Source organism: Ruegeria sp. S84, from assembly GCF_056583445.1.
The window spans coordinates 776,625-794,319 of record NZ_CM152618.1; the positions used below are offsets into that span (position 1 = coordinate 776,625).

Sequence of the window (17,695 nt, forward strand, 5' to 3'; positions counted from 1 at the left end):
TTGCCGAACCGATCCCTCACCTCTCATACTGGTCGGAGGTGAGGGAGATTTTCATGACAAAAGAGATTGTTCTGATCCACGGTGCTTTTGCCGGACCGTGGTGTATGGAGGATTATGCGGGCTTCTTTCGTGCACGTGGCTGGACGGTGCATACGCCCGCGCTACGCTATCATGGTGGCGACCCCAAGGCAGATCCCGATCCCGGCCTCACCGACACAAGCGTCCTAGATTACGCCAATGACATTGCAGACTTCGTGCAGGGGTTGGAGAGCAAACCTGTTCTACTGGGCCATGCCATTGCGGGGGTAGTGGCGCAGAAGGTGGCGTCTCGAGGGTTGGCCAGCGCAATTGTCCTGATCAACCCAAACGCGGCTTGGGGCACATTGCCGGAAACCGACGACGAACGCGCTGTGCCGCGCGCGTTGATGGAGGGTGGGGCGTTCTGGAAACAGCCCATGCGGGTCGATTTCGACCTGATGGCCCCCTTTGCGCTCAACAAGATGCCCGAGGCGCAGCAGCATGAGGTGTATGACCAACTCGGCCCCGAAAGCGGGCGGGTGATGTTCGAGATGTTCTTCTGGATGTTCGACGACCACCACGCGATGAAGGTGGATATCGACAAGGTCGACTGCCCGGTGCTGATTGTTTCAGGCACCGAGGACCGGGCCGTGAACCCCAACACCTGCCGTGCTCTGGCGAAGCTTTACGGAGACCGTGCGACTTTCCTGCCTGTCGACAACCACGCGCATTTTCTGTTCATGGAGCCGGGCTGGGAAGGCCCAGCCGAACAGATTGCCGACTGGTTGGATCGGAATGTTGGGTAAGATGGGGTTTCACCCCATCGTCCCCGCTCCGCTTTGATGGGTTGGAAACCCATCCTACGTCAGTTGTTGGTTTGAAACGTGCTCTGCGGTTTCCAGACCAGAGAGCCATCGTCATTGCGATGACACCGCAGCAGCCGTTCCTCGCGCGTGCTGATGGTTGAGGTTACGGTGTTGTCACCGGTCAGCAGGATGAACGCGTCTGGCGAATAGGCCATCCCGCCATAGTAGCAAAACCGCGTCTCGGCCCCGTCTGGAATGGGCGATGCAGTGCTGAGCATCTGCTGCGCGGGGGCCGCCGAGGCCAGCAGGGTCAGGGCCAGCCCGAGGGTAAGTGTTTTCATGTCGTCCTCCCGTTCGGAAATTTGTTCGTGGTCTAATTGGGTCTTGGACGCTCGGAACCTCAAATGTCGTTCTTGGATGACGGATTGAGGGTAAGTGTGAACGGGATCAAAGAGTTAGGCAAGCGGTGTGTTTGGAGGGTGGCTGTTGCCACGCGTCAACTATGAATTTTGGCCAGCATAAACCACTCCATTTATATGGGTCAATTCAGTTACATGAAACCTGGTGTCGTTAGCCAGTTGTAAGGCGGACGTATCTACTTCTTGATCGTATATTCAAATCGAATTGAGTTTATCAGCAGATTTACATCCGAAGAGTCCGTTTGCTTGTGGATCATTCGATGGCACGTTGGACAAAGAACCAAGAAATCATCTGGTATTCTATATCTACGGCTTTCACCTTCAGCCAAGCCGCTAATTGGCTTCGCGTGATGTACGTCTATCGGAGTGTTCTGTAGTGGACCGTCAAAGCCAAAGTGTATTTTAGGATCCATACCGCATGCTTCGCAAACAGTACCCCTGGCTTGAAGGACGGTCTTCCTAATATTCGGCGTCCGTTCTATGCGACGTGAAAGAAAGTACTTGCGGGTTTCTGTTATGTCTGTTGTTCCCGCTTCTTCCATCATGGTGTCTGTGGGAGTAGTGCCACCGCGATCTACAAGTGCATTATAGGCAGACAGCATTCTATCTAAGTCTTTGTAGAACCGATCGGAATCGATTTGATCTGCTGAATAGGTGCGCCCAAACGAATGGCCAGATTCATACCCAAGCGGTAGGGATTCTGAGGAGCCTAAATCAATTGGTTCCACAGAGAACAGCTTGGCAAATTCTGGCACCCTTTCTGCCAAGCCAATTGCTCTTCGGCGCAGAACTTGACGACCTTTGCGCTCGCCAAACTCGATGTATACTTCCGTCGTCCCTTGGTTCATCGACAGCACAATTTCTTCTGATTGTGCGTTAATCAGGTAAACTACGTAAAAACCTCTTGTGGCGCTCTCAGTAACTAATGGGTCAAAAAAAGCCAACCAAGGTACAGCTGCCCAGTTGCCTGCACCAACGCTAGATTTGACCTTTAACGCGTAAGGTAGAAATATTAAGTGTTTCTTGGCTTCTATTGATACGTCGTGTCGAACAAAATTCCCAAAATCGCTGCCGGCAAAAGATTTGGCTCGTTCAAAAACGAACTCCCTCGCCATTCTGGCGAGCATTTGGTGAAGCATTATTTCTCCTAGACATCCAACTCCTCCACAAACCGCGCGTTCTCTTGAATGTATTGGAACCGCAGTTCGGGTTTTTTGCCCATCAGGCGCTCGACCAGGTCGCCGGTCTCGCCGGGTTCGTCCTCGTCGATGGTGACGCGGATCAGCTTGCGCGAGGCCGGGTCCATTGTGGTCTCTTTCAGGTCCTTGGCGTCCATTTCGCCCAGACCCTTGAAGCGCGAGACGTCGATCTTGCCTTTGCCGCCCAGACCTTTTTCCAGCCATTCGTCGCGCTCGGCCTCGTCCAGACAATAGACGCGTTTTGCGCCTTGGGTCAGGCGATAGAGGGGCGGGCAAGCCAAGTACAGGTGACCCGCGTCGATCATGGGACGCATCTGGGTGAAGAAGAACGTCATTAGAAGCGAGGCGATATGCGCCCCGTCCACATCCGCGTCGGTCATGATGATGATCTTGTCATAGCGCAGGTCGTCGACGTTGAACTTGGTGCCAAGGCCCACACCCAGCGCTTGGGTCAGGTCGTTGATCTCGGCATTGGTGCCCAGTTTCGAACTTGCCGCGCCCAGCACATTCAGGATCTTGCCGCGCAGGGGCAGCAGGGCCTGTGTCTTGCGGTCACGGCCCATTTTGGCCGAGCCGCCCGCAGAATCGCCCTCAACAATGAATAATTCCGTGCCGTCCCGTGTTGAACTACTACAGTCCACCAACTTGCCGGGGAGACGAAGTTTCTTAGTGGCGGACTTGCGTTGTGTTTCCTTCTCGGCCCGTCGGCGCAGGCGTTCTTCGGCCCTCAGGATGAGGAAGTCGAGGATCGCCCCGGCGGATTTCGTATCAGCCGCCAGCCAGTTATCGAAATGGTCGCGGACCGAGTTTTCGACCAGCCGCTGCGCCTCGACCGTGGCCAGACGGTCTTTGGTTTGGCCGACGAATTCCGGTTCCGAGATAAAGCAGGACACCAGCGCGCAGCCGCCGGTGATCAGGTCGTCACGGGTGATCTGACCTGCTTTCTTGTTGTTGATCAGCTCGCCATAGGCCTTGATCCCCTTGAGGACCGCAGCCCAGAAACCGGCGACATGTGTGCCGCCTTCGGGGGTGGGGACGGTGTTACAGTAGGACTGGATGAACCCATCGCGCGAAGGCGTCCAGTTGATCGCCCATTCGACTTTGCCGGGGGTGCCGAACTTCTCGTTAAAGTCCACGGTGCCGGCAAAGGGCTGCTCGGCATAGGTCGACGAGCCGTTCATCGTCTCCTTCAGGTAATCCGACAAGCCGCCGGGGAAGTGGAAACTCGCCTCGGTCGGGGTTTCCCCGTCGTCGATGGCGGATTTCCAGCGGATTTCGACGCCCGAGAACAGATAGGCCTTGGAGCGGATGGATTTGAATAGGCGCGCGGGTTTGAATTTGTGGTGGCCGAAGATGTCGGCGTCGGCGTGGAACGTGACGGTTGTACCGCGCCGGTTGGGCGCTGCGCCTACTTTTTCCACCGGACCTAGAGGGATACCGCGCGAGAAGCGTTGTTCGAATAGCTGTTTGTCGCGTGCCACCTGCACGACCATCGAATCCGACAGGGCATTCACCACCGATGCACCCACACCGTGCAGACCGCCCGAAGTCTGATACGCCTTGCCCGAGAACTTGCCGCCTGCGTGCAGTGTACACAGGATCACCTCTAGCGCGGACTTGTCCGGGAATTTCGGGTGGGGGTCGATCGGAATACCGCGCCCGTTGTCGCGCACGGTCAGAGCGTAATCTGCGTGCAGTTCCACCTCGATCCGGTTGGCATGGCCCGCGACGGCCTCGTCCATCGAGTTGTCGAGGATTTCGGCCACCATATGGTGCAATGCGCGCTCATCGGTGCCGCCAATATACATGCCGGGGCGTTTCCGCACCGGTTCCAGCCCTTCGAGCACCTCGATGGACGAGGCGTCATAGGTGGAGGTCGCTTCTGGCGTCAACAGATCGTCGGGCATGGGTGCTGCTCTTGTTTTTGAGTTTCCCCCATTATGGCAGGTGATGTGGTCCGGGGGAAGAGGGACGCGAGGTGTTGTATCCGGTTTGTCGGGGCCAACGGAACCGGAGCGATATTCAGCGCTGTATTGCAGCGCGTTTACAATGACAGCCAGAGAGTTTTGTCTTTAAAGCCACCTCGAACAAGAGAACTTTTCTCAAGCACATCCGAATATTCGTCATCCCAATCACGGAACCGGTCATTTGTGACGATAGCAGCACCGAGATCCCGCGCTACCTGAAGAACCAGCGGGTCGGCAGGAGTACCCTTCGGCGCAACCATCACGTGGCTGCATGGCAACCCAAGCAAAGCCGCAAGGGAACTGTCGTTCATATAGCGATCTGAGATTTTGTATCCTACATTGGCATCAAAGACGACGCCCGGTGTCCGCCCCTTTGTCTTCAACTCGTCGACAACCTCGCGCACTGTGGCGATATTAGGAACACCGCCTTTCCAGTGCAAAACATTTGATCCATCGACGACAGCCCAGTTTTTCGAAGTTTTGAGCCGGCGTAGCCTTTTTCCGAACAGCAGCAGCAAACTTGCCAATGCGCACGGTCCTGTCAGCAATAACAAATCTGAGAACGCTGGATTGAACATAGCTAAAGCAGAGCCAAAACAAGACAGGGCAAAAATACAGATGAGAGGGCGCACAGTTGAAAAGTCTTAGGTCAGAAAGTTGTTTCAATAGGGACGTAGCAGACAGTAGGGGTGGCTGCCCAGCATATATCAGTGATGCAAAACAGATTGATATTAAACCGCGAGCTTTCCAAGGTCTCGTCATGTTTCGAAATCCCGTTTAGGCTTTGTTCCGGAAGCAGAAATTAGGGAGCAGAAGAATTGAGCTGGATCAGAACCATTCCATTCGAAGAGGCGACGGGAAAGCTGAGGAGGCTTTATGACCGGGTCACCGGGCCGGACAACAATGTGGACAACATTATGATGGCGCACAGCCTGCGGCCGCATTCGATGGAAGGCCATATGGCGATGTATAAGGCCGTGCTGCATCACTCGGGCAACAAGATACCGAAGTGGTTTCTTGAGGTGCTGGGCGTGTGGGTCAGCTCTCTGAACAAGTGTGGATATTGCGTAGAACATCACTTTTCCGGATTGCAGCGGTTGCTGCATGATGAGGTGCGCGGCAATGCGATCCGTGCGGCGATTGAGGCGCGTGATCCGGCCTCGGCCCCGCTGGACGCGGCACAGGTCGAAGCGATGAGATATGCGCGCAAGCTGACCGAGGCACCCGGCGATCTGACTGAGGCGTATGTGATCGCTCTGCGAGAGGCGGGGTGGGAAGATGGCGAGATTCTTGAGATCAATCAGGTGTGTTCGTATTTCTCCTATGCGAACAGAACCGTTTTGGGGTTGGGGTGTTCGACTGACGGAGACGTTTTGGGCTTGTCGCCGAACAACTCGGACAATCCTGATGATTGGGGACATCGGTAAATGCGGGGCTGGCCGCTCCCCTATGTATTTTCGGGTCATGTAAAGAACGGGCATAGGCCTGTTCTTTGACGCCCCGATAAAACCTATGTCAATTTGACACCAATCAAAGCGCGCCGTGTGACAATCGGCTAAGCATCTCCTCGACAGTGAAACCGAGGAGAACATGTATGGATGCGGCACCCCAGATCAAACAAAAATCATCGCAGATCAATGCTGTAACTGACCTGAAGGCGGATGCTTCGGCACCAACATCCGAGAAAATCCGGCAAGCTTTTGAGAGCGGCAAGTACCCCTATGGCCGCAAGATGGCACGCAAGGATTACGAGGCGCAAAAGGCCGAGCTGCAGGCAGAGTTGCTGAAGGTTCAATTGTGGTCGCAGGAGACCGGGCAGCGGTTTGTGCTGTTGTTCGAGGGCCGCGACGCCGCCGGCAAGGGTGGGACCATCAAGCGGTTCATGGAGCATCTGAACCCGCGTCAGGCGCGTGTGGTCGCATTGAACAAGCCGACGGATGAGGAGAAGGGGCAGTGGTATTACCAGCGTTATGTGCAGCAGCTGCCCACCGTGGGCGAGATGGTGTTTTATGATCGGTCCTGGTACAACCGTGCGGGCGTCGAGCGGGTGATGGGCTTCTGCTCACCCAATGAGTATCTGGAATTCATGCGGCAGACGCCCGAGTTGGAGCGGATGCTGGTGCGCTCGGGCATTCAACTTTATAAGTACTGGTTCTCGGTCACGCAGGAAGAGCAGCAGCGGCGCTTTGGGAGTCGTGAAACTGATCCGTTGAAGCAATGGAAACTGTCACCGATTGACAAGGCTAGCCTGAGCAAATGGGATGACTATACCGAGGCGAAAGAGGCGATGTTCTTCTACACCGACACCGCTGATGCGCCCTGGACGATTGTCAAATCCAACGACAAGAAACGCGCGCGTCTGAACTGCATGCGGCATTTCCTGTCGACGCTGGACTACCCGGACAAAGACCTCAGGATCGTTGGTGAGCCTGATCCGTTGATAGTTGGGCAGGCGCATCACGTAATTCATAACTCGGACCATATTCTGGGGACAGCGCTGCATCCTGACGCGAAGATCGGCTGAAAATCGATAAACTGTAAAGCAGTTGCACCAAAGGTGATGGCTTGCGTCGCTTTGTTCTCGTTAGTCTCATTATGAAATAAGTTTGTTCCGCTCTTGTCTCGGGCAGCGCGCAAGCCTAAGGCTGGCGGAATGAACAAGGTGATGACATATCCCGGCCATTTGCGCGCAATCGCGGTGCTGGGCCTGCCGTTGATTGGCGGGCATCTGGCACAGTATGCGATTGGTTTGACCGATACAGTCATGCTGGGCTGGTACGGTGTCGAGGCGTTGGCTGCCGTGACGCTGGCCAACAGCTATTATTTCGTCCTGTTCCTGTTTGGTGCCGGGTTTGGGTGGGCTGTAATGCCGATGGTAGCGACCGCTGCCGCCGAGGAAAATGAGACCAGCATTCGCCGCTCCACTCGCATGGGTCTGTGGCTATCACTGATCTATGCGACGGTGATGATGCCCCTTTTGTGGTGGTCCCATCCGATCCTGATTGCTTTGAAGCAAGAGCCGCAAGTCGCTGAAACTGCGTCAGTATACCTGCGGGTCGCGGGGTGGGGCTTGTTCCCGGCGCTGTTGGTGATGGTACTGAAGTCCTATTTGGCCGCGCTTGAGCGGACGCAGATTGTGCTGTGGATCACGATTGTTGCAGCTGTGGTCAATGGCGTGACCAACTATGCGCTGATCTTCGGAAACTGGGGCGCGCCCGAACTTGGGGTGATTGGTGCGGCTATCGCGTCAGTGGTGACGCAGATCGTATCATTGGTGGCGGTCGTGATCTATGCGGTGCGTGCGTTGCCGGAACACAGCTTGTTTCAGCGGTTTTGGCGCCCGGATTGGGAGATGTTCATGAGCGTGCTGCGTTTGGGCGTTCCCATCGGTCTGACGACACTGGCGGAGGTGTCGTTGTTCGCGATCTCTGCTGTCATGATGGGCTGGTTGGGTCCAGTGCCGCTGGCAGCTCATGGGATTGCGTTGAACCTCGCCTCGGCGACGTTCATGGTTCATTTGGGCCTGTCTAATGTGGCGACTATTCGGGCGGGCAACGCGTTGGGTCGACGGGATCGGGCGCATCTTGAGAAAGGCGCGATTACGGTGACCGGGATGTCGTTGATCGTGTCGGTCTTGACGATTGTTCTATTCCTGACATGCGCTGAGCCCCTGATCTCGCTGTTTATGGAGGCCGATGATCCGCAGCGGCCACAGATCCTGCTAATCGGCACTGGCCTGCTGGCGATGGCTGCGTTGTTCCAGCTGGTCGATGGGGCGCAGGTCATCGCACTAGGCCTGTTGCGAGGTTTGCAGGATGCAAAAATACCGATGGTGATGGCCGCACTCAGCTATTGGGTGATCGGTATCCCCGCTTCGTACTATTTCGGCTTTGTTCGAGGTATGGAGGGGATCGGAGTCTGGCTTGGCCTCGTGATTGGCCTCGCTTGTGCTGCCGTATTGTTGATGGCGCGCTTCTGGCTAAGGTCGGTGCGCGATGTAGGAGAAGTTCCCGCCTAGGGGATCATTCTTTGCTCATCCGGTCGGATTTCTTTCGAACAAGTACCGACCGCAAGTCGTGCATTGCCATCAGCAATGGGTCGGTCACGTCCTCTAATTGCGCATCCGTTGCTTTAGACTGAGCCCATTGCGTGGTCAGATTCAGGTAGTCAACCGCACGGTGTATATCATCCATATCACGGCGGGATAGCAGGGCTTTGCGCTCTTCCATCCAGCGCGCGATTTCATCGTTGTCGGCGTCGCTTAGTACACGCTGGCCCTGCGGTTTGACCTCGCCATTGCGGATGTTGATGACCGCGATCTGTTCCATCTCGATCCGGCGATGGCGATTTTCCGTGTCGATCCTGAACACCGCTGCCCCATTTTCGCGCACGCGGAAATAGTATTCAGGCAGGGCTGTGGACATAACAAACTCCGGTATCAGGTGAGCGCGGCGCAAAAACGTTGGATGCGTGTGCAGGCTTCAGTCAGGGCTTCATCAGAGGTCGCATAGCTGACGCGGAAATTGGGGGACAGACCAAAAGCTGCGCCAAACACAACCGCCACGTCGGCCTCTTCCAGCAGGGCGATTGCGAAGGTTTCGTCCGAATCTATCACTGTGCCCGCGGGTGTGGTTTTCCCGATCAAGCCTGCGATTGATGGATAGACGTAGAACGCGCCTTCGGGTGTCGGGCACGAGATACCGTCGATTTGGCTGAGCATGTCGACGACCAGATCGCGACGGCGTTTGAAGATCTCATTATTCGGCGCAAGGAATGCTTGAGTTCCATTCAGAGCCTCGACTGCTGCCCATTGGCTGACCGAACTGGGATTCGAAGTTGATTGAGATTGCACCTTGCGCATCGCGGCGATCAACTCGACCGGGCCTGCCGCATAGCCAATACGCCAACCGGTCATGGCATAGGCTTTGGAGACGCCATTGCAGGTCAGCGTCCGATCATAAAGTCTCGGTTCCACCTGTGCGGGCGTGCAGAACTCGAACCCGTCATAGGCCAGGTGCTCATACATATCATCGGTCATCACCCAAACATGCGGATGCCGCATCAGGACATCTGTCAGTTCTTTCAGTTCAGCCCAGCTATAGCCCGCTCCGGTGGGATTCGAGGGTGAGTTGAAGATGAACCATTTCGTTTTAGGTGTGATCGCGGCTTCCAGTTGATCCGCTGTCAGTTTGAAATTGGTCTGCAGCGAAGTTTCGACGATCACGGGTGTGCCACCGGCCAGCAACACCATGTCTGGGTAGCTGACCCAATAGGGCGCGGGGATGAGGACCTCATCGCCTTCGTTCAGCGTAGCCATCAGCGCGTTGTAAAGCGTCTGCTTACCCCCGGTCCCGACCGAGACCTGAGCGGGCGTATAGTCCAATCCGTGGTCACGCTTCATCTTGGCGCAAACCGCCTGTTTCAGCTCGGGGATGCCGTCCGGAGCAGTGTATTTGGTCTTGCCCGCAGCGATGGCGGCCACGGCGGCGTCCTTGATGTTCTGAGGCGTGTCGAAATCGGGCTCGCCTGCGCTCAGCCCGATCACATCGCGCCCGGCGGCCTTCAGCTCGGCTGCTTTGGACGTCATCGCGATGGTGGGCGAGGGTTTTACGCGTGACAGTGTCGCAGACAGGAAACTCATGGTCGGCCTCGGTTTGTATGTTCAGCCCGACTGTCATAGGGTGCGCCGAAATAACGATCAAGCCAATTGAGTTTTACCCTTTGGAGACCCCGATGAACGACGAAACAGACTGGTTCGGACCGGACACCGCAACCTTCGGGGATCGCGTTGCTGGCGCACGCGAAGCCGCAGGTATGACGCAGACCCAATTGGCCCGCAGGCTTGGTGTCAAAAAAGCCACGATCACCTCGTGGGAAGATGATTTGTCGGAACCCCGTGCGAATAAGCTGTCGATGATGGCGGGGCTACTGAATGTCTCGATCATGTGGCTTCTGACGGGCGAGGGCGACGGCATGGACGAAACAAGCCTGCATGGCGATACGGACTCGGAATTGCGCGATCTTGTTGCAGAGCTCCGCACGATCCGAGGTGAGATGCGAGCCAACTCCGAGCGGCTGGCCCGCGTCGAAAAAGCGCTGCGTCTGAAATTGGAACGCAATCAATGACCGAGCCGCGCGAGACCCGGATCAAGCGCATGAAAATGCGTTCGATGCGGCGGGGCATCAAAGAGATGGATTTGATCCTGACGGCATATGCCGATCGCAATCTGTCTTCGATGGACGAGGCGGGATTGGACACATACGATGCCTTGCTGCATGAAAATGATCAGGACCTTTATCAATGGGTCACTGGTCAGGCCAGCCCGCCGGAACCGCTGGCCGAATTGATCGCGGATATCGCGCAAACCTTTCAAAAATAAGCAATCATCAGGCTTAACCGATTTTTCGGGAATTCGCGTCATGTTTTCAGAAACAGCGCGATGAATCGGAGGATTGAATGAGTATGGAGTTACAGGTCACCGCGCCCGGGACCAAGGGGTTCATGACGAGCTATCTTGAGGCGTTGGCGCTGGTCGAGCGTCTGCATCGCTTGCTTCTGGACGTCATCAAGGATGAATTCGAGCGTGTCGGCGTACTTGAGATCAACGCGGTGCAGGCTCTGCTGTTGTTCAACATAGGCGACCATGAAGTAACCGCCGGAGAGTTGAAGAGCCGTGGTTACTATCAAGGCAGTAATGTCAGCTACAATCTTAAGAAACTGGTCGAGATGGGCTATATGCACCATCAACGATGCGAGATTGACCGCCGCTCGGTACGAGTACGCCTGACGCCGCGCGGGCGTGAGATTCGCGATATCGTGTCAGACCTGTTCGCCCGCCATGCCGAAGGGCTGCAAAACCGCGGCGTGATCGGGACCGATGGGATTGAAGAGATCACCGGTTCACTGCGTCGGGTCGAACGATATTGGACCGATCAGATTCGGTATATCTACTGATAGCTTTGATGGCTGAGTTTGGGACAGCGACAGCCCCTCAAGCTCTCGGATCAGTTTACGTGTCATCGCATCTTCATAGGCTTCGAAGCCAAGGGCGACTTCGACGAAAGCATCGGGGCCTCGGATGACCCACGCGTGGTAATAAGCAGATAGCTCCCCAATCTCTACCTGGCGGGTGTCTCCTGGATTGGGGTCGTCGATACCGATTACAAGGGCATTGATTGTAATATCAGCGTTTTGCAAAGCGGCTTTTATGTCCCGCGGGTGATGTCCGAGATTGTGTTTACCATCACCGGACAGATCCAGTGTTCGCCGCCAGCAATCGCTTTGGCTCTCCAACATCTCAGCACCGTACAACATGGCCGACCCGACCGCCGTTCCCTGCGGCGCTGATGAGCGTGTTGTGCTTTCTAAATGTTGCTGAATTCGACGCAGATCAGCAGTCGAGCGAACATCTGTCCAACCAAGCAAGAGGCGTTGGTGGCCAGGTTCGCTCCATTCGTAGATAGCGATCCGTATAAAGGTAGACGGGTTTGGAAGGATCAGTTGAACCACCTTGGGATGGCGCAACGCGGCCGCAAGGCCACTAAGTTGCAACCTGTACTCACGACTGTCGACCGAACCAGAGACATCCATTCCCAACGCCAAAGCCTGTCGACATTGCGCTGAAAGCGGGTTGGCCAGCAGGCAAAGAAGTGTCGCACACAGGCGGATCATTTCGCATTATCCGGTTGCAACGCACTAAGTTCCAATCCTTTCAATTCCCGTTCCAGTTTGCGACGCATGGCACGCTCAAAATCTTCGAACCCGGCGGCGATCTCAAGAAAAGCACCGGGTCCGTGTAGTACATTTTTCTGAAAGAACGGGATCAAGTCGATTTCTCCTTCGAAATCAGCTGCATTGATCACCAGACCATTCACGGTCGTGTTTTCGAATGGAAAGTGCTTGTAGGCGATCTGTGGCCCGTAGCCATCGTTATTCTTGCCATCGCCCGAGATATCGATGGTTTGGAACAGACAATTCGGGGCGCTCGCCAGCAGGGTTGCCCCAAAAGCCAGTGCGTGACCCATCGCAGTCGGGAACTCGTCTTCCGATCGCTTCGATGTGCCGATCCGATGCGCGGCGGAGATCAAATTGGCCCGAGTATCGATTATCGTCCAATCCAAAAGCAATGTCTGGTTGAAACTGCCGGACCATTCATAGACGGCTAATGCAACCGGTTGAGGTGAAAGGAAGAAAGCCTCCTGCACCTCGGGCGCAATCAATGCGTTGGCCAGCCCCTGTCGTTGCAGCGCATCCTCGGTCGCGTCCACCGAGGTCGAGATGTCCATTGCCAGCGCCAGCGCCAGGCGGCAGGTCTCGGCCCAAAGGGGGCTGCCCGTGACAGCCAGCCCCAGTGCTCCCAGCCAGCGGATCACCAGTGGCCGGTGCTTTCCATGCTAGACCAAGGCTCCGCCGGGGCCAGCGCTTCACCATTTTGCAGCAACTCAACTGAGATATTGTCAGGCGAGCGGACGAATGCCATGCGCCCGTCGCGCGGCGGGCGGTTGATCACAACGCCATTGTCCTGAAGGTGCTGGCAGGTCTCGTAAATGTTGTCGACACCATAGGCGAGATGCCCGAAATGGCGGCTGTCGCTTGGCAGTGCGTCGTCGCCATCCCAGTTGTATGTAAGTTCAATGGGCGCGTCCTCTTGTCCCGGTGGGGCGAGGAATACCAGTGTGAACCGCGCAGCCTCGCTTTCATAACGACGCGTTTCCTTCAGGCCCAATAGTTCATAAAACGCTATGGATTTCTCAAGATCCTTCACGCGGACCATGGTGTGGAGATATGTCAGCCCCATCGCGACTTTCCTTGCATTGGTTGTGATGCCAAGCACCTTAGCGCGCCTTCATCCCATGTCGAGGGGCTGGCCGGACACAATTCCGATTTAGCGCAATGCGCCGCACATATCGCGGTTCCGATGGCAAGCTTGCCGATATATAGTGGTCGGCGACTCATTGCTGGAAAGGATAATTTCATGCCTCTGTCTGCCGACCAACTGGCCGAGATCGAAGCTCAGCGCGCACAGTCGAGCCCGACCCGCCGCGTCGTTGCCGAAGGTATGGAAGATCATCTGTACACGGCGCATCAGGTTCTGGATCACGGGTTTGTCCGCGTTATCGACTATATGGGCGACGATGCAGCGATCTGTCAGGCCGCGCGTGTTTCCTACGGCAAAGGCACCAAGTCGGTGCAAAATGATGAAGGTCTGATCCGCTATCTAATGCGCCACTGGCATTCGACCCCGTTTGAAATGTGCGAGATCAAGTTGCACGTTAAACTGCCCGTATTCGTAGCCCGCCAGTGGATCCGCCACCGCACGGCGAATGTGAACGAATATTCGGCGCGGTATTCGATCCTGGATCGAGAGTTCTATATCCCGGCACCCGAACATGTCGCCGCGCAATCCGAGGTTAACAATCAGGGCCGTGGAGACACATTGCAAGGCGAAGAGGCCGCGCGTGTGTTGGAGATTCTGAAAGCGGACAGTGCGCGCTGCTATGACAACTACGAGGCGATGATCGGTCAGGACGGCCAGCAAGGGCTTGCGCGTGAACTGGCGCGGATGAACCTTCCAGCCAACATTTATACGCAATGGTATTGGAAGGTGGACTTGCACAACTTGTTCCACTTCTTGCGTCTGCGTGCCGACCCGCACGCGCAGTACGAAATCCGCGTTTACGCAGATACCATGTGCAAGATTGTCGCCGACTGGGTACCGTTTGCCTACCGTGCGTTTGAGGACTACCGCCTTGGCGCAGTCAACCTCTCGGCGCAGATGGTGACCTGCTTGCGTCGGATGCTCAGCGGTGAAGATGTCACTCAGGAAAACTCAGGCATGACCGCACGGGAATGGCGTGAGTTTGAGGCTGTTATCCGAGAGGGTTGATTCAACAGAAAACTGAGCACGTCCCAAGGTGGGCGCGTTCACTAGGGTTTGCGGTTAACGGCCTGAAATTGGCCGTCAACCTTCTTTTATCTTTCCCGCCGGGGCGGGCTGTGCCTTACAGCGGCTTCAAATCAGCAGCCATTTGGCGGCCGTCACGTCCGTCCTGCAACTCGTACGAGACTTTCTGATTGTCAGCGAGTCCGGTCAGACCGGATCGTTCTACGGCCGAGATATGAACAAACACATCTTTGCCCCCTTCGTCGGGCGCAATAAAACCATAGCCTTTGGTTGTATTAAACCATTTCACGGTGCCGGTTGGCATTTCCCGTGTCTCCTTCTACTTACAAGTTGTCCCACAAATTGGTGGGGGCCTTGGCTGGCAAAACCGCCACACGTCACTGTTCGCCCTCACGATACAGCCCGGGTCGCGTGTTTCGCCTTTTTCAACATTACACGGTGAAGTAAAAAATCAAGAATAACTGGGGCAGCCTGATGGGTTTGTCTAAATTTGCAGCGATTACAGGATTAGTTAGATAATGCAGCTATATGGGTTAAAAACTTGCGATACGTGCCGTAAGGCATTGAAACTGCTTCCAGATGCGGTTTTCGTTGATGTCCGCGCGCAAGGGGTTCCCGAAAATGTGCTGTCCGAGGCGTACGAGGCTTTCGGCAAAGCCTTGCTCAATACGCGATCAACAACCTGGCGGGGATTGGATGATGACACACGCAATCGACCGGTGCTCGCGCTGTTGGCTGATCATCCGACCCTGATGAAACGCCCATTGATAGTATCCAATGGTCAGATGTATCTGGGCTGGACGCCTGAAACCCGTCAGGCCCTTGGTGTTGCCTGAAGAACTGCTTATGTGACACGGGCAACAAGCGGAGACCTGTGAATGCGAAACGCTGCCATGATTTTAGGCGTCATTGCCGGGCTGATCGGGATGATCGTCGGCTTTTTTGGCTACGGCTTTGTGGAACTGATCGACCAGTTTGGTGAGATCGAAGGCATTGCCGAGCAGGTAGAGAACCCCGAGTTGATCCAGACGGCTTCGATCGTGGCGCCTTTGTTGGCAATCGTTGGCGGGGCGATGGCCCATTCGCGGGCTCTGATTGCAGGCATTTTGCTGCTGATTTCTGCCGCTGGGATGTACTACGCCTTTGGCTTCGGTGTTTTCACCATGTTCCCGATTGCCTTTGCAGGCGTAGCAGGGTTGCTCGGGCTCGCCGCAGGAAAACCGGACGAGCCCAAGGCACATTTCTAGGTCACTTCAGGCGTAATAACCGATCCAGAGACAGCGGACCCGCGCCGTTGATCACAATCACCAGCAGCAGGAATGTCCACATCACGCGCTGATCCATCAACGTAATTGCGTTGTCGAACAAGCCGCCCAGTTTGATGCCATGCCCGGTGACATCGGTCAGTGTTTGAACCCAGACAAATCCGATCATGCCAAGCGCGGCAAGGCGCGTCAGCAGGCCGACCAGCAAAAGCACAGGCAGGACAAATTCGGCCACTGTGCCAAAGAAGATGACGACCCGCTGGAAAAAGGTCATCTGAGTCACATCATACAGCACCGCTTCGGCCGCTTTGGGAAAGATCTGACCGAAGGCTCCGGCCGATGGCGAAAAGATTGAGCCGTCGATTTTCAGCGTGGCCGAGTTCCAGTAGTAGACGAACAACACGGCGATAAAGACCACCCGAGCCAGGGTTGGTGTCAGCCAACCGGACGCGTGATCCGCTTTTTCCATCGCATTATTGTAAGTTGAGATCAGGGCAGTCATGTGTCCAGCCTTTCGATAGTCACAGAAGTTATTGCACCGCCCTGCAAAAGCAGTGCCAGAGTGGTTCCAAGATCAAATTCGGGTGTTTCGGCCATGGTGGATTCAAATGCCTCACCGATGGATTTGCCATCTTGAATCAGCGCGATCCATGCCGCACCACCGGGTGGCAATGGGTGTGGGGCAGGGTCGTATTCGGGACGCATGATCAAAGTATCCTGAGCGCCCGCCTCAGGTTTCGGCGCGCCTTCTTCGGTGTTATATAGCCAGATCGCATGTACGGGCCAGCTTGAACGCAACACCTGCACCGACGGCGCGAGGGTCAGTTTGGCTTGCATCAAATCTTCCGGTGGCAAGCTGAGCGCTTCGGCATCTATGGGTTGTCGATCAGCGGCGTGGTAAGCCCTACGCAGCGCCAGTTCCAGACGGGCAACATCCGGCAGGTAGCCCAGATGCGACAACTGCTCCATTCCTTCCAGAAATTTAGGGAATTCCTCGCCATAAAACATCATCAGGGGTGAGGAGGGCGGGTGCTGGCGTAAGAATATTCCAGCCAGCCCGTCCATATTCTGCGGTCCCAACAGTTTTGTGATGACCGGGAAGGCCTGACGCATCGCCTCGGTCAGTGAGACGGCGACGTTGTTGCGATAGACGCTGAAGCGACGACCGGCGGGCTGCGCCTCGGCGTCCAATAGGCCATCAGGGATGGGCTGGCTGGCATCCAGCAGCGCGGTGTGGAATGTCGTTTGCGACACGCTCATGCGGGCACGCGATCCAGCGCTTTTTGCGCGCGCTCGGCTTCGGCCCGTAACACCGGCCAGTCCGGTACATCGGTGTCCCATTCAATCAACAGGGGTTTGGGGCCGGATTTGTCTAGTACGTAGTCCAGCAGCGCCCAGACCGGGTCCACCACTTCGCGCCCGTGGCTGTCGATCAGCAAGGGATGCCCATGATCGTCCTCGTCCTCATCATGCCCGCCCAGGTGAATCTCACCGACTTGGTCTAGCGGGTAGGCATCAATATAGCCCTGCGGTGAGAAATCCAGATTGGTGGCTGAAACAAAGACGTTGTTCACGTCCAGCAGCAACCCACATCCGGTGCGCCGGGTGATTTCTCGCAAGAAATCAGGTTCGGACCATGTGCTTTCCTCGAAAGCCAAATAGCTCGAGGGGTTCTCTAACAGCATTTGCCGCCCGACAATCTCTTGCACCTCATCAATATGGTCGCAAACACGGTCCAGAGTCGCATCAGTATAGGGCAGAGGAAGTAGATCGTTCAGGAAGTGGCTGTCATGGGTTGACCAGGCCAAATGCTCCGAAAAGCTGGCCGGGTTCAACCAGCCGACAAGATGCTTCAGGCGCTCCAGGTGATCTGGGTCAAGTGGCGTTTCGCCGCCGATCGACAGCCCGACACCATGCACTGAAATGGGGAATTGTTCGGACAGGTGACGCAGTTGTGCCAGAGGTCTGCCACCATCGCCCATATAGTTTTCGGCATGAATCTCTAGCCACGCCACAGGCTTGGCCTGTTCAAGAATCTGCGAGAAATGCTGTGGTTTGTAACCAACGCCCGGTGCTGCAGGCAGCCGGTTCGATCTGAGCGCATTGTCCAACATTT

General features: G+C 55.8%; 23 protein-coding genes. 10 read left to right on the plus strand and 13 right to left on the minus strand.

Annotated elements, in window-relative coordinates:
- Positions 1-53 precede the first annotated feature (53 nt).
- On the plus strand, positions 54-824 hold the full coding sequence (locus AC1DFB_RS03940) for an alpha/beta hydrolase (protein ID WP_480922168.1): 771 nt from the start codon (positions 54-56) through the stop codon (positions 822-824).
- Positions 825-883: 59 nt separating this feature from the next.
- On the opposite strand, the gene AC1DFB_RS03945 is transcribed toward AC1DFB_RS03940, so the two are convergent.
- The 4 genes from AC1DFB_RS03945 to AC1DFB_RS03960 all read right to left on the minus strand — a co-directional run bounded on the left by AC1DFB_RS03945 (position 884) and on the right by AC1DFB_RS03960 (position 5,041).
- Entirely contained in the window at positions 884-1,165 is a 282-nt protein-coding gene (locus tag AC1DFB_RS03945) for a hypothetical protein (RefSeq protein WP_170511160.1), read from the minus strand.
- A 254-nt stretch (positions 1,166-1,419) separates the two neighbouring features.
- Positions 1,420-2,382 carry an MrcB family domain-containing protein gene (locus AC1DFB_RS03950; protein WP_480922169.1) on the minus strand — a complete coding sequence of 321 codons (963 nt, stop codon included), beginning with the start codon at positions 2,380-2,382 and terminating at the stop codon, positions 1,420-1,422.
- A gap of 8 nt (positions 2,383-2,390) precedes the next feature.
- On the minus strand, positions 2,391-4,349 hold the full coding sequence (gene parE, locus AC1DFB_RS03955) for a DNA topoisomerase IV subunit B (RefSeq protein ID WP_170465521.1): 1,959 nt from the start codon (positions 4,347-4,349) through the stop codon (positions 2,391-2,393).
- A gap of 137 nt (positions 4,350-4,486) precedes the next feature.
- Complete coding sequence (locus AC1DFB_RS03960; protein WP_480922170.1) at positions 4,487-5,041, minus strand: NYN domain-containing protein; 555 nt, start codon at positions 5,039-5,041, stop codon at positions 4,487-4,489.
- Between the two features lie 186 nt (positions 5,042-5,227).
- Between AC1DFB_RS03960 and AC1DFB_RS03965 the strand changes: the two genes are divergently transcribed.
- The 3 genes from AC1DFB_RS03965 (at position 5,228) to AC1DFB_RS03975 (ending at position 8,427) form a co-directional block, all read left to right on the plus strand.
- Complete coding sequence (locus tag AC1DFB_RS03965; protein ID WP_480704427.1) at positions 5,228-5,836, plus strand: carboxymuconolactone decarboxylase family protein; 609 nt, start codon at positions 5,228-5,230, stop codon at positions 5,834-5,836.
- Between the two features lie 167 nt (positions 5,837-6,003).
- Entirely contained in the window at positions 6,004-6,933 is a 930-nt protein-coding gene (gene ppk2, locus AC1DFB_RS03970; RefSeq protein WP_480922171.1) for a polyphosphate kinase 2, read from the plus strand.
- Between the two features lie 129 nt (positions 6,934-7,062).
- Positions 7,063-8,427 carry an MATE family efflux transporter gene (locus AC1DFB_RS03975; RefSeq protein WP_170645810.1) on the plus strand — a complete coding sequence of 455 codons (1,365 nt, stop codon included), beginning with the start codon at positions 7,063-7,065 and terminating at the stop codon, positions 8,425-8,427.
- A 4-nt stretch (positions 8,428-8,431) separates the two neighbouring features.
- Here the strand turns inward: AC1DFB_RS03975 and AC1DFB_RS03980 are convergent, their stop codons facing one another.
- Together AC1DFB_RS03980 and AC1DFB_RS03985 are read right to left on the minus strand one after the other, a co-directional pair.
- A complete protein-coding gene (locus AC1DFB_RS03980; RefSeq protein WP_170404825.1) occupies positions 8,432-8,833 on the minus strand; it encodes a hypothetical protein in 402 nt (133 codons plus the stop codon).
- Positions 8,834-8,847: 14 nt separating this feature from the next.
- Complete coding sequence (locus AC1DFB_RS03985) at positions 8,848-10,050, minus strand: pyridoxal phosphate-dependent aminotransferase (RefSeq protein WP_170801318.1); 1,203 nt, start codon at positions 10,048-10,050, stop codon at positions 8,848-8,850.
- A 92-nt stretch (positions 10,051-10,142) separates the two neighbouring features.
- Between AC1DFB_RS03985 and AC1DFB_RS03990 the strand changes: the two genes are divergently transcribed.
- From AC1DFB_RS03990 to AC1DFB_RS04000, 3 genes are all read left to right on the plus strand, one after another.
- On the plus strand, positions 10,143-10,535 hold the full coding sequence (locus tag AC1DFB_RS03990; RefSeq protein ID WP_170393655.1) for a helix-turn-helix domain-containing protein: 393 nt from the start codon (positions 10,143-10,145) through the stop codon (positions 10,533-10,535).
- Positions 10,532-10,789: a succinate dehydrogenase assembly factor 2 gene (locus tag AC1DFB_RS03995; RefSeq protein WP_170393653.1), complete on the plus strand. Its 258-nt coding sequence runs from the start codon at positions 10,532-10,534 to the stop codon at positions 10,787-10,789. The genes AC1DFB_RS03990 and AC1DFB_RS03995 overlap by 4 nt, the downstream gene beginning before the upstream one ends.
- Positions 10,790-10,866: 77 nt before the next feature.
- Complete coding sequence (locus AC1DFB_RS04000; protein ID WP_170393651.1) at positions 10,867-11,364, plus strand: MarR family winged helix-turn-helix transcriptional regulator; 498 nt, start codon at positions 10,867-10,869, stop codon at positions 11,362-11,364.
- On the opposite strand, the gene AC1DFB_RS04005 is transcribed toward AC1DFB_RS04000, so the two are convergent.
- Genes AC1DFB_RS04005 through AC1DFB_RS04015 form a run of 3 tightly spaced genes read right to left on the minus strand, consistent with a single transcriptional unit; the run spans position 11,311 to position 13,207 of the window.
- Entirely contained in the window at positions 11,311-12,081 is a 771-nt protein-coding gene (locus AC1DFB_RS04005; RefSeq protein WP_480922172.1) for a DUF1194 domain-containing protein, read from the minus strand. The two genes, AC1DFB_RS04000 and AC1DFB_RS04005, sit on opposite strands and share 54 nt — an antisense overlap.
- Entirely contained in the window at positions 12,078-12,782 is a 705-nt protein-coding gene (locus AC1DFB_RS04010) for a DUF1194 domain-containing protein (protein WP_480922173.1), read from the minus strand. Before AC1DFB_RS04010 ends, AC1DFB_RS04005 begins: the two co-directional genes overlap by 4 nt.
- On the minus strand, positions 12,779-13,207 hold the full coding sequence (locus AC1DFB_RS04015; RefSeq protein ID WP_170404844.1) for a VOC family protein: 429 nt from the start codon (positions 13,205-13,207) through the stop codon (positions 12,779-12,781). Before AC1DFB_RS04015 ends, AC1DFB_RS04010 begins: the two co-directional genes overlap by 4 nt.
- Positions 13,208-13,384: 177 nt before the next feature.
- Between AC1DFB_RS04015 and thyX the strand changes: the two genes are divergently transcribed.
- The gene (gene thyX, locus AC1DFB_RS04020) at positions 13,385-14,296 is read left to right on the plus strand and encodes an FAD-dependent thymidylate synthase (RefSeq protein WP_170393643.1); all 912 of its coding nucleotides are present in this window, start codon (positions 13,385-13,387) and stop codon (positions 14,294-14,296) included.
- A 115-nt stretch (positions 14,297-14,411) separates the two neighbouring features.
- Here the strand turns inward: thyX and AC1DFB_RS04025 are convergent, their stop codons facing one another.
- A complete protein-coding gene (locus tag AC1DFB_RS04025; protein ID WP_008758035.1) occupies positions 14,412-14,618 on the minus strand; it encodes a cold-shock protein in 207 nt (68 codons plus the stop codon).
- 214 nt (positions 14,619-14,832) lie between these two features.
- Between AC1DFB_RS04025 and AC1DFB_RS04030 the strand changes: the two genes are divergently transcribed.
- Both AC1DFB_RS04030 and AC1DFB_RS04035 read left to right on the plus strand, forming a co-directional pair.
- The gene (locus AC1DFB_RS04030; protein ID WP_480922174.1) at positions 14,833-15,150 is read left to right on the plus strand and encodes an arsenate reductase family protein; all 318 of its coding nucleotides are present in this window, start codon (positions 14,833-14,835) and stop codon (positions 15,148-15,150) included.
- 42 nt (positions 15,151-15,192) lie between these two features.
- Positions 15,193-15,561 carry a hypothetical protein gene (locus AC1DFB_RS04035; protein WP_170393641.1) on the plus strand — a complete coding sequence of 123 codons (369 nt, stop codon included), beginning with the start codon at positions 15,193-15,195 and terminating at the stop codon, positions 15,559-15,561.
- A gap of 1 nt (position 15,562) precedes the next feature.
- On the opposite strand, the gene AC1DFB_RS04040 is transcribed toward AC1DFB_RS04035, so the two are convergent.
- The 3 genes from AC1DFB_RS04040 to bufB are packed head-to-tail and all read right to left on the minus strand — an operon-like array spanning position 15,563 to position 17,693.
- Positions 15,563-16,081: a DoxX family membrane protein gene (locus AC1DFB_RS04040; RefSeq protein WP_170393639.1), complete on the minus strand. Its 519-nt coding sequence runs from the start codon at positions 16,079-16,081 to the stop codon at positions 15,563-15,565.
- Positions 16,078-16,839: an HvfC/BufC family peptide modification chaperone gene (locus tag AC1DFB_RS04045; RefSeq protein ID WP_170510729.1), complete on the minus strand. Its 762-nt coding sequence runs from the start codon at positions 16,837-16,839 to the stop codon at positions 16,078-16,080. Before AC1DFB_RS04045 ends, AC1DFB_RS04040 begins: the two co-directional genes overlap by 4 nt.
- Positions 16,836-17,693 carry an MNIO family bufferin maturase gene (bufB, locus tag AC1DFB_RS04050; RefSeq protein WP_480922175.1) on the minus strand — a complete coding sequence of 286 codons (858 nt, stop codon included), beginning with the start codon at positions 17,691-17,693 and terminating at the stop codon, positions 16,836-16,838. Before bufB ends, AC1DFB_RS04045 begins: the two co-directional genes overlap by 4 nt.
- Positions 17,694-17,695 lie beyond the last annotated feature (2 nt).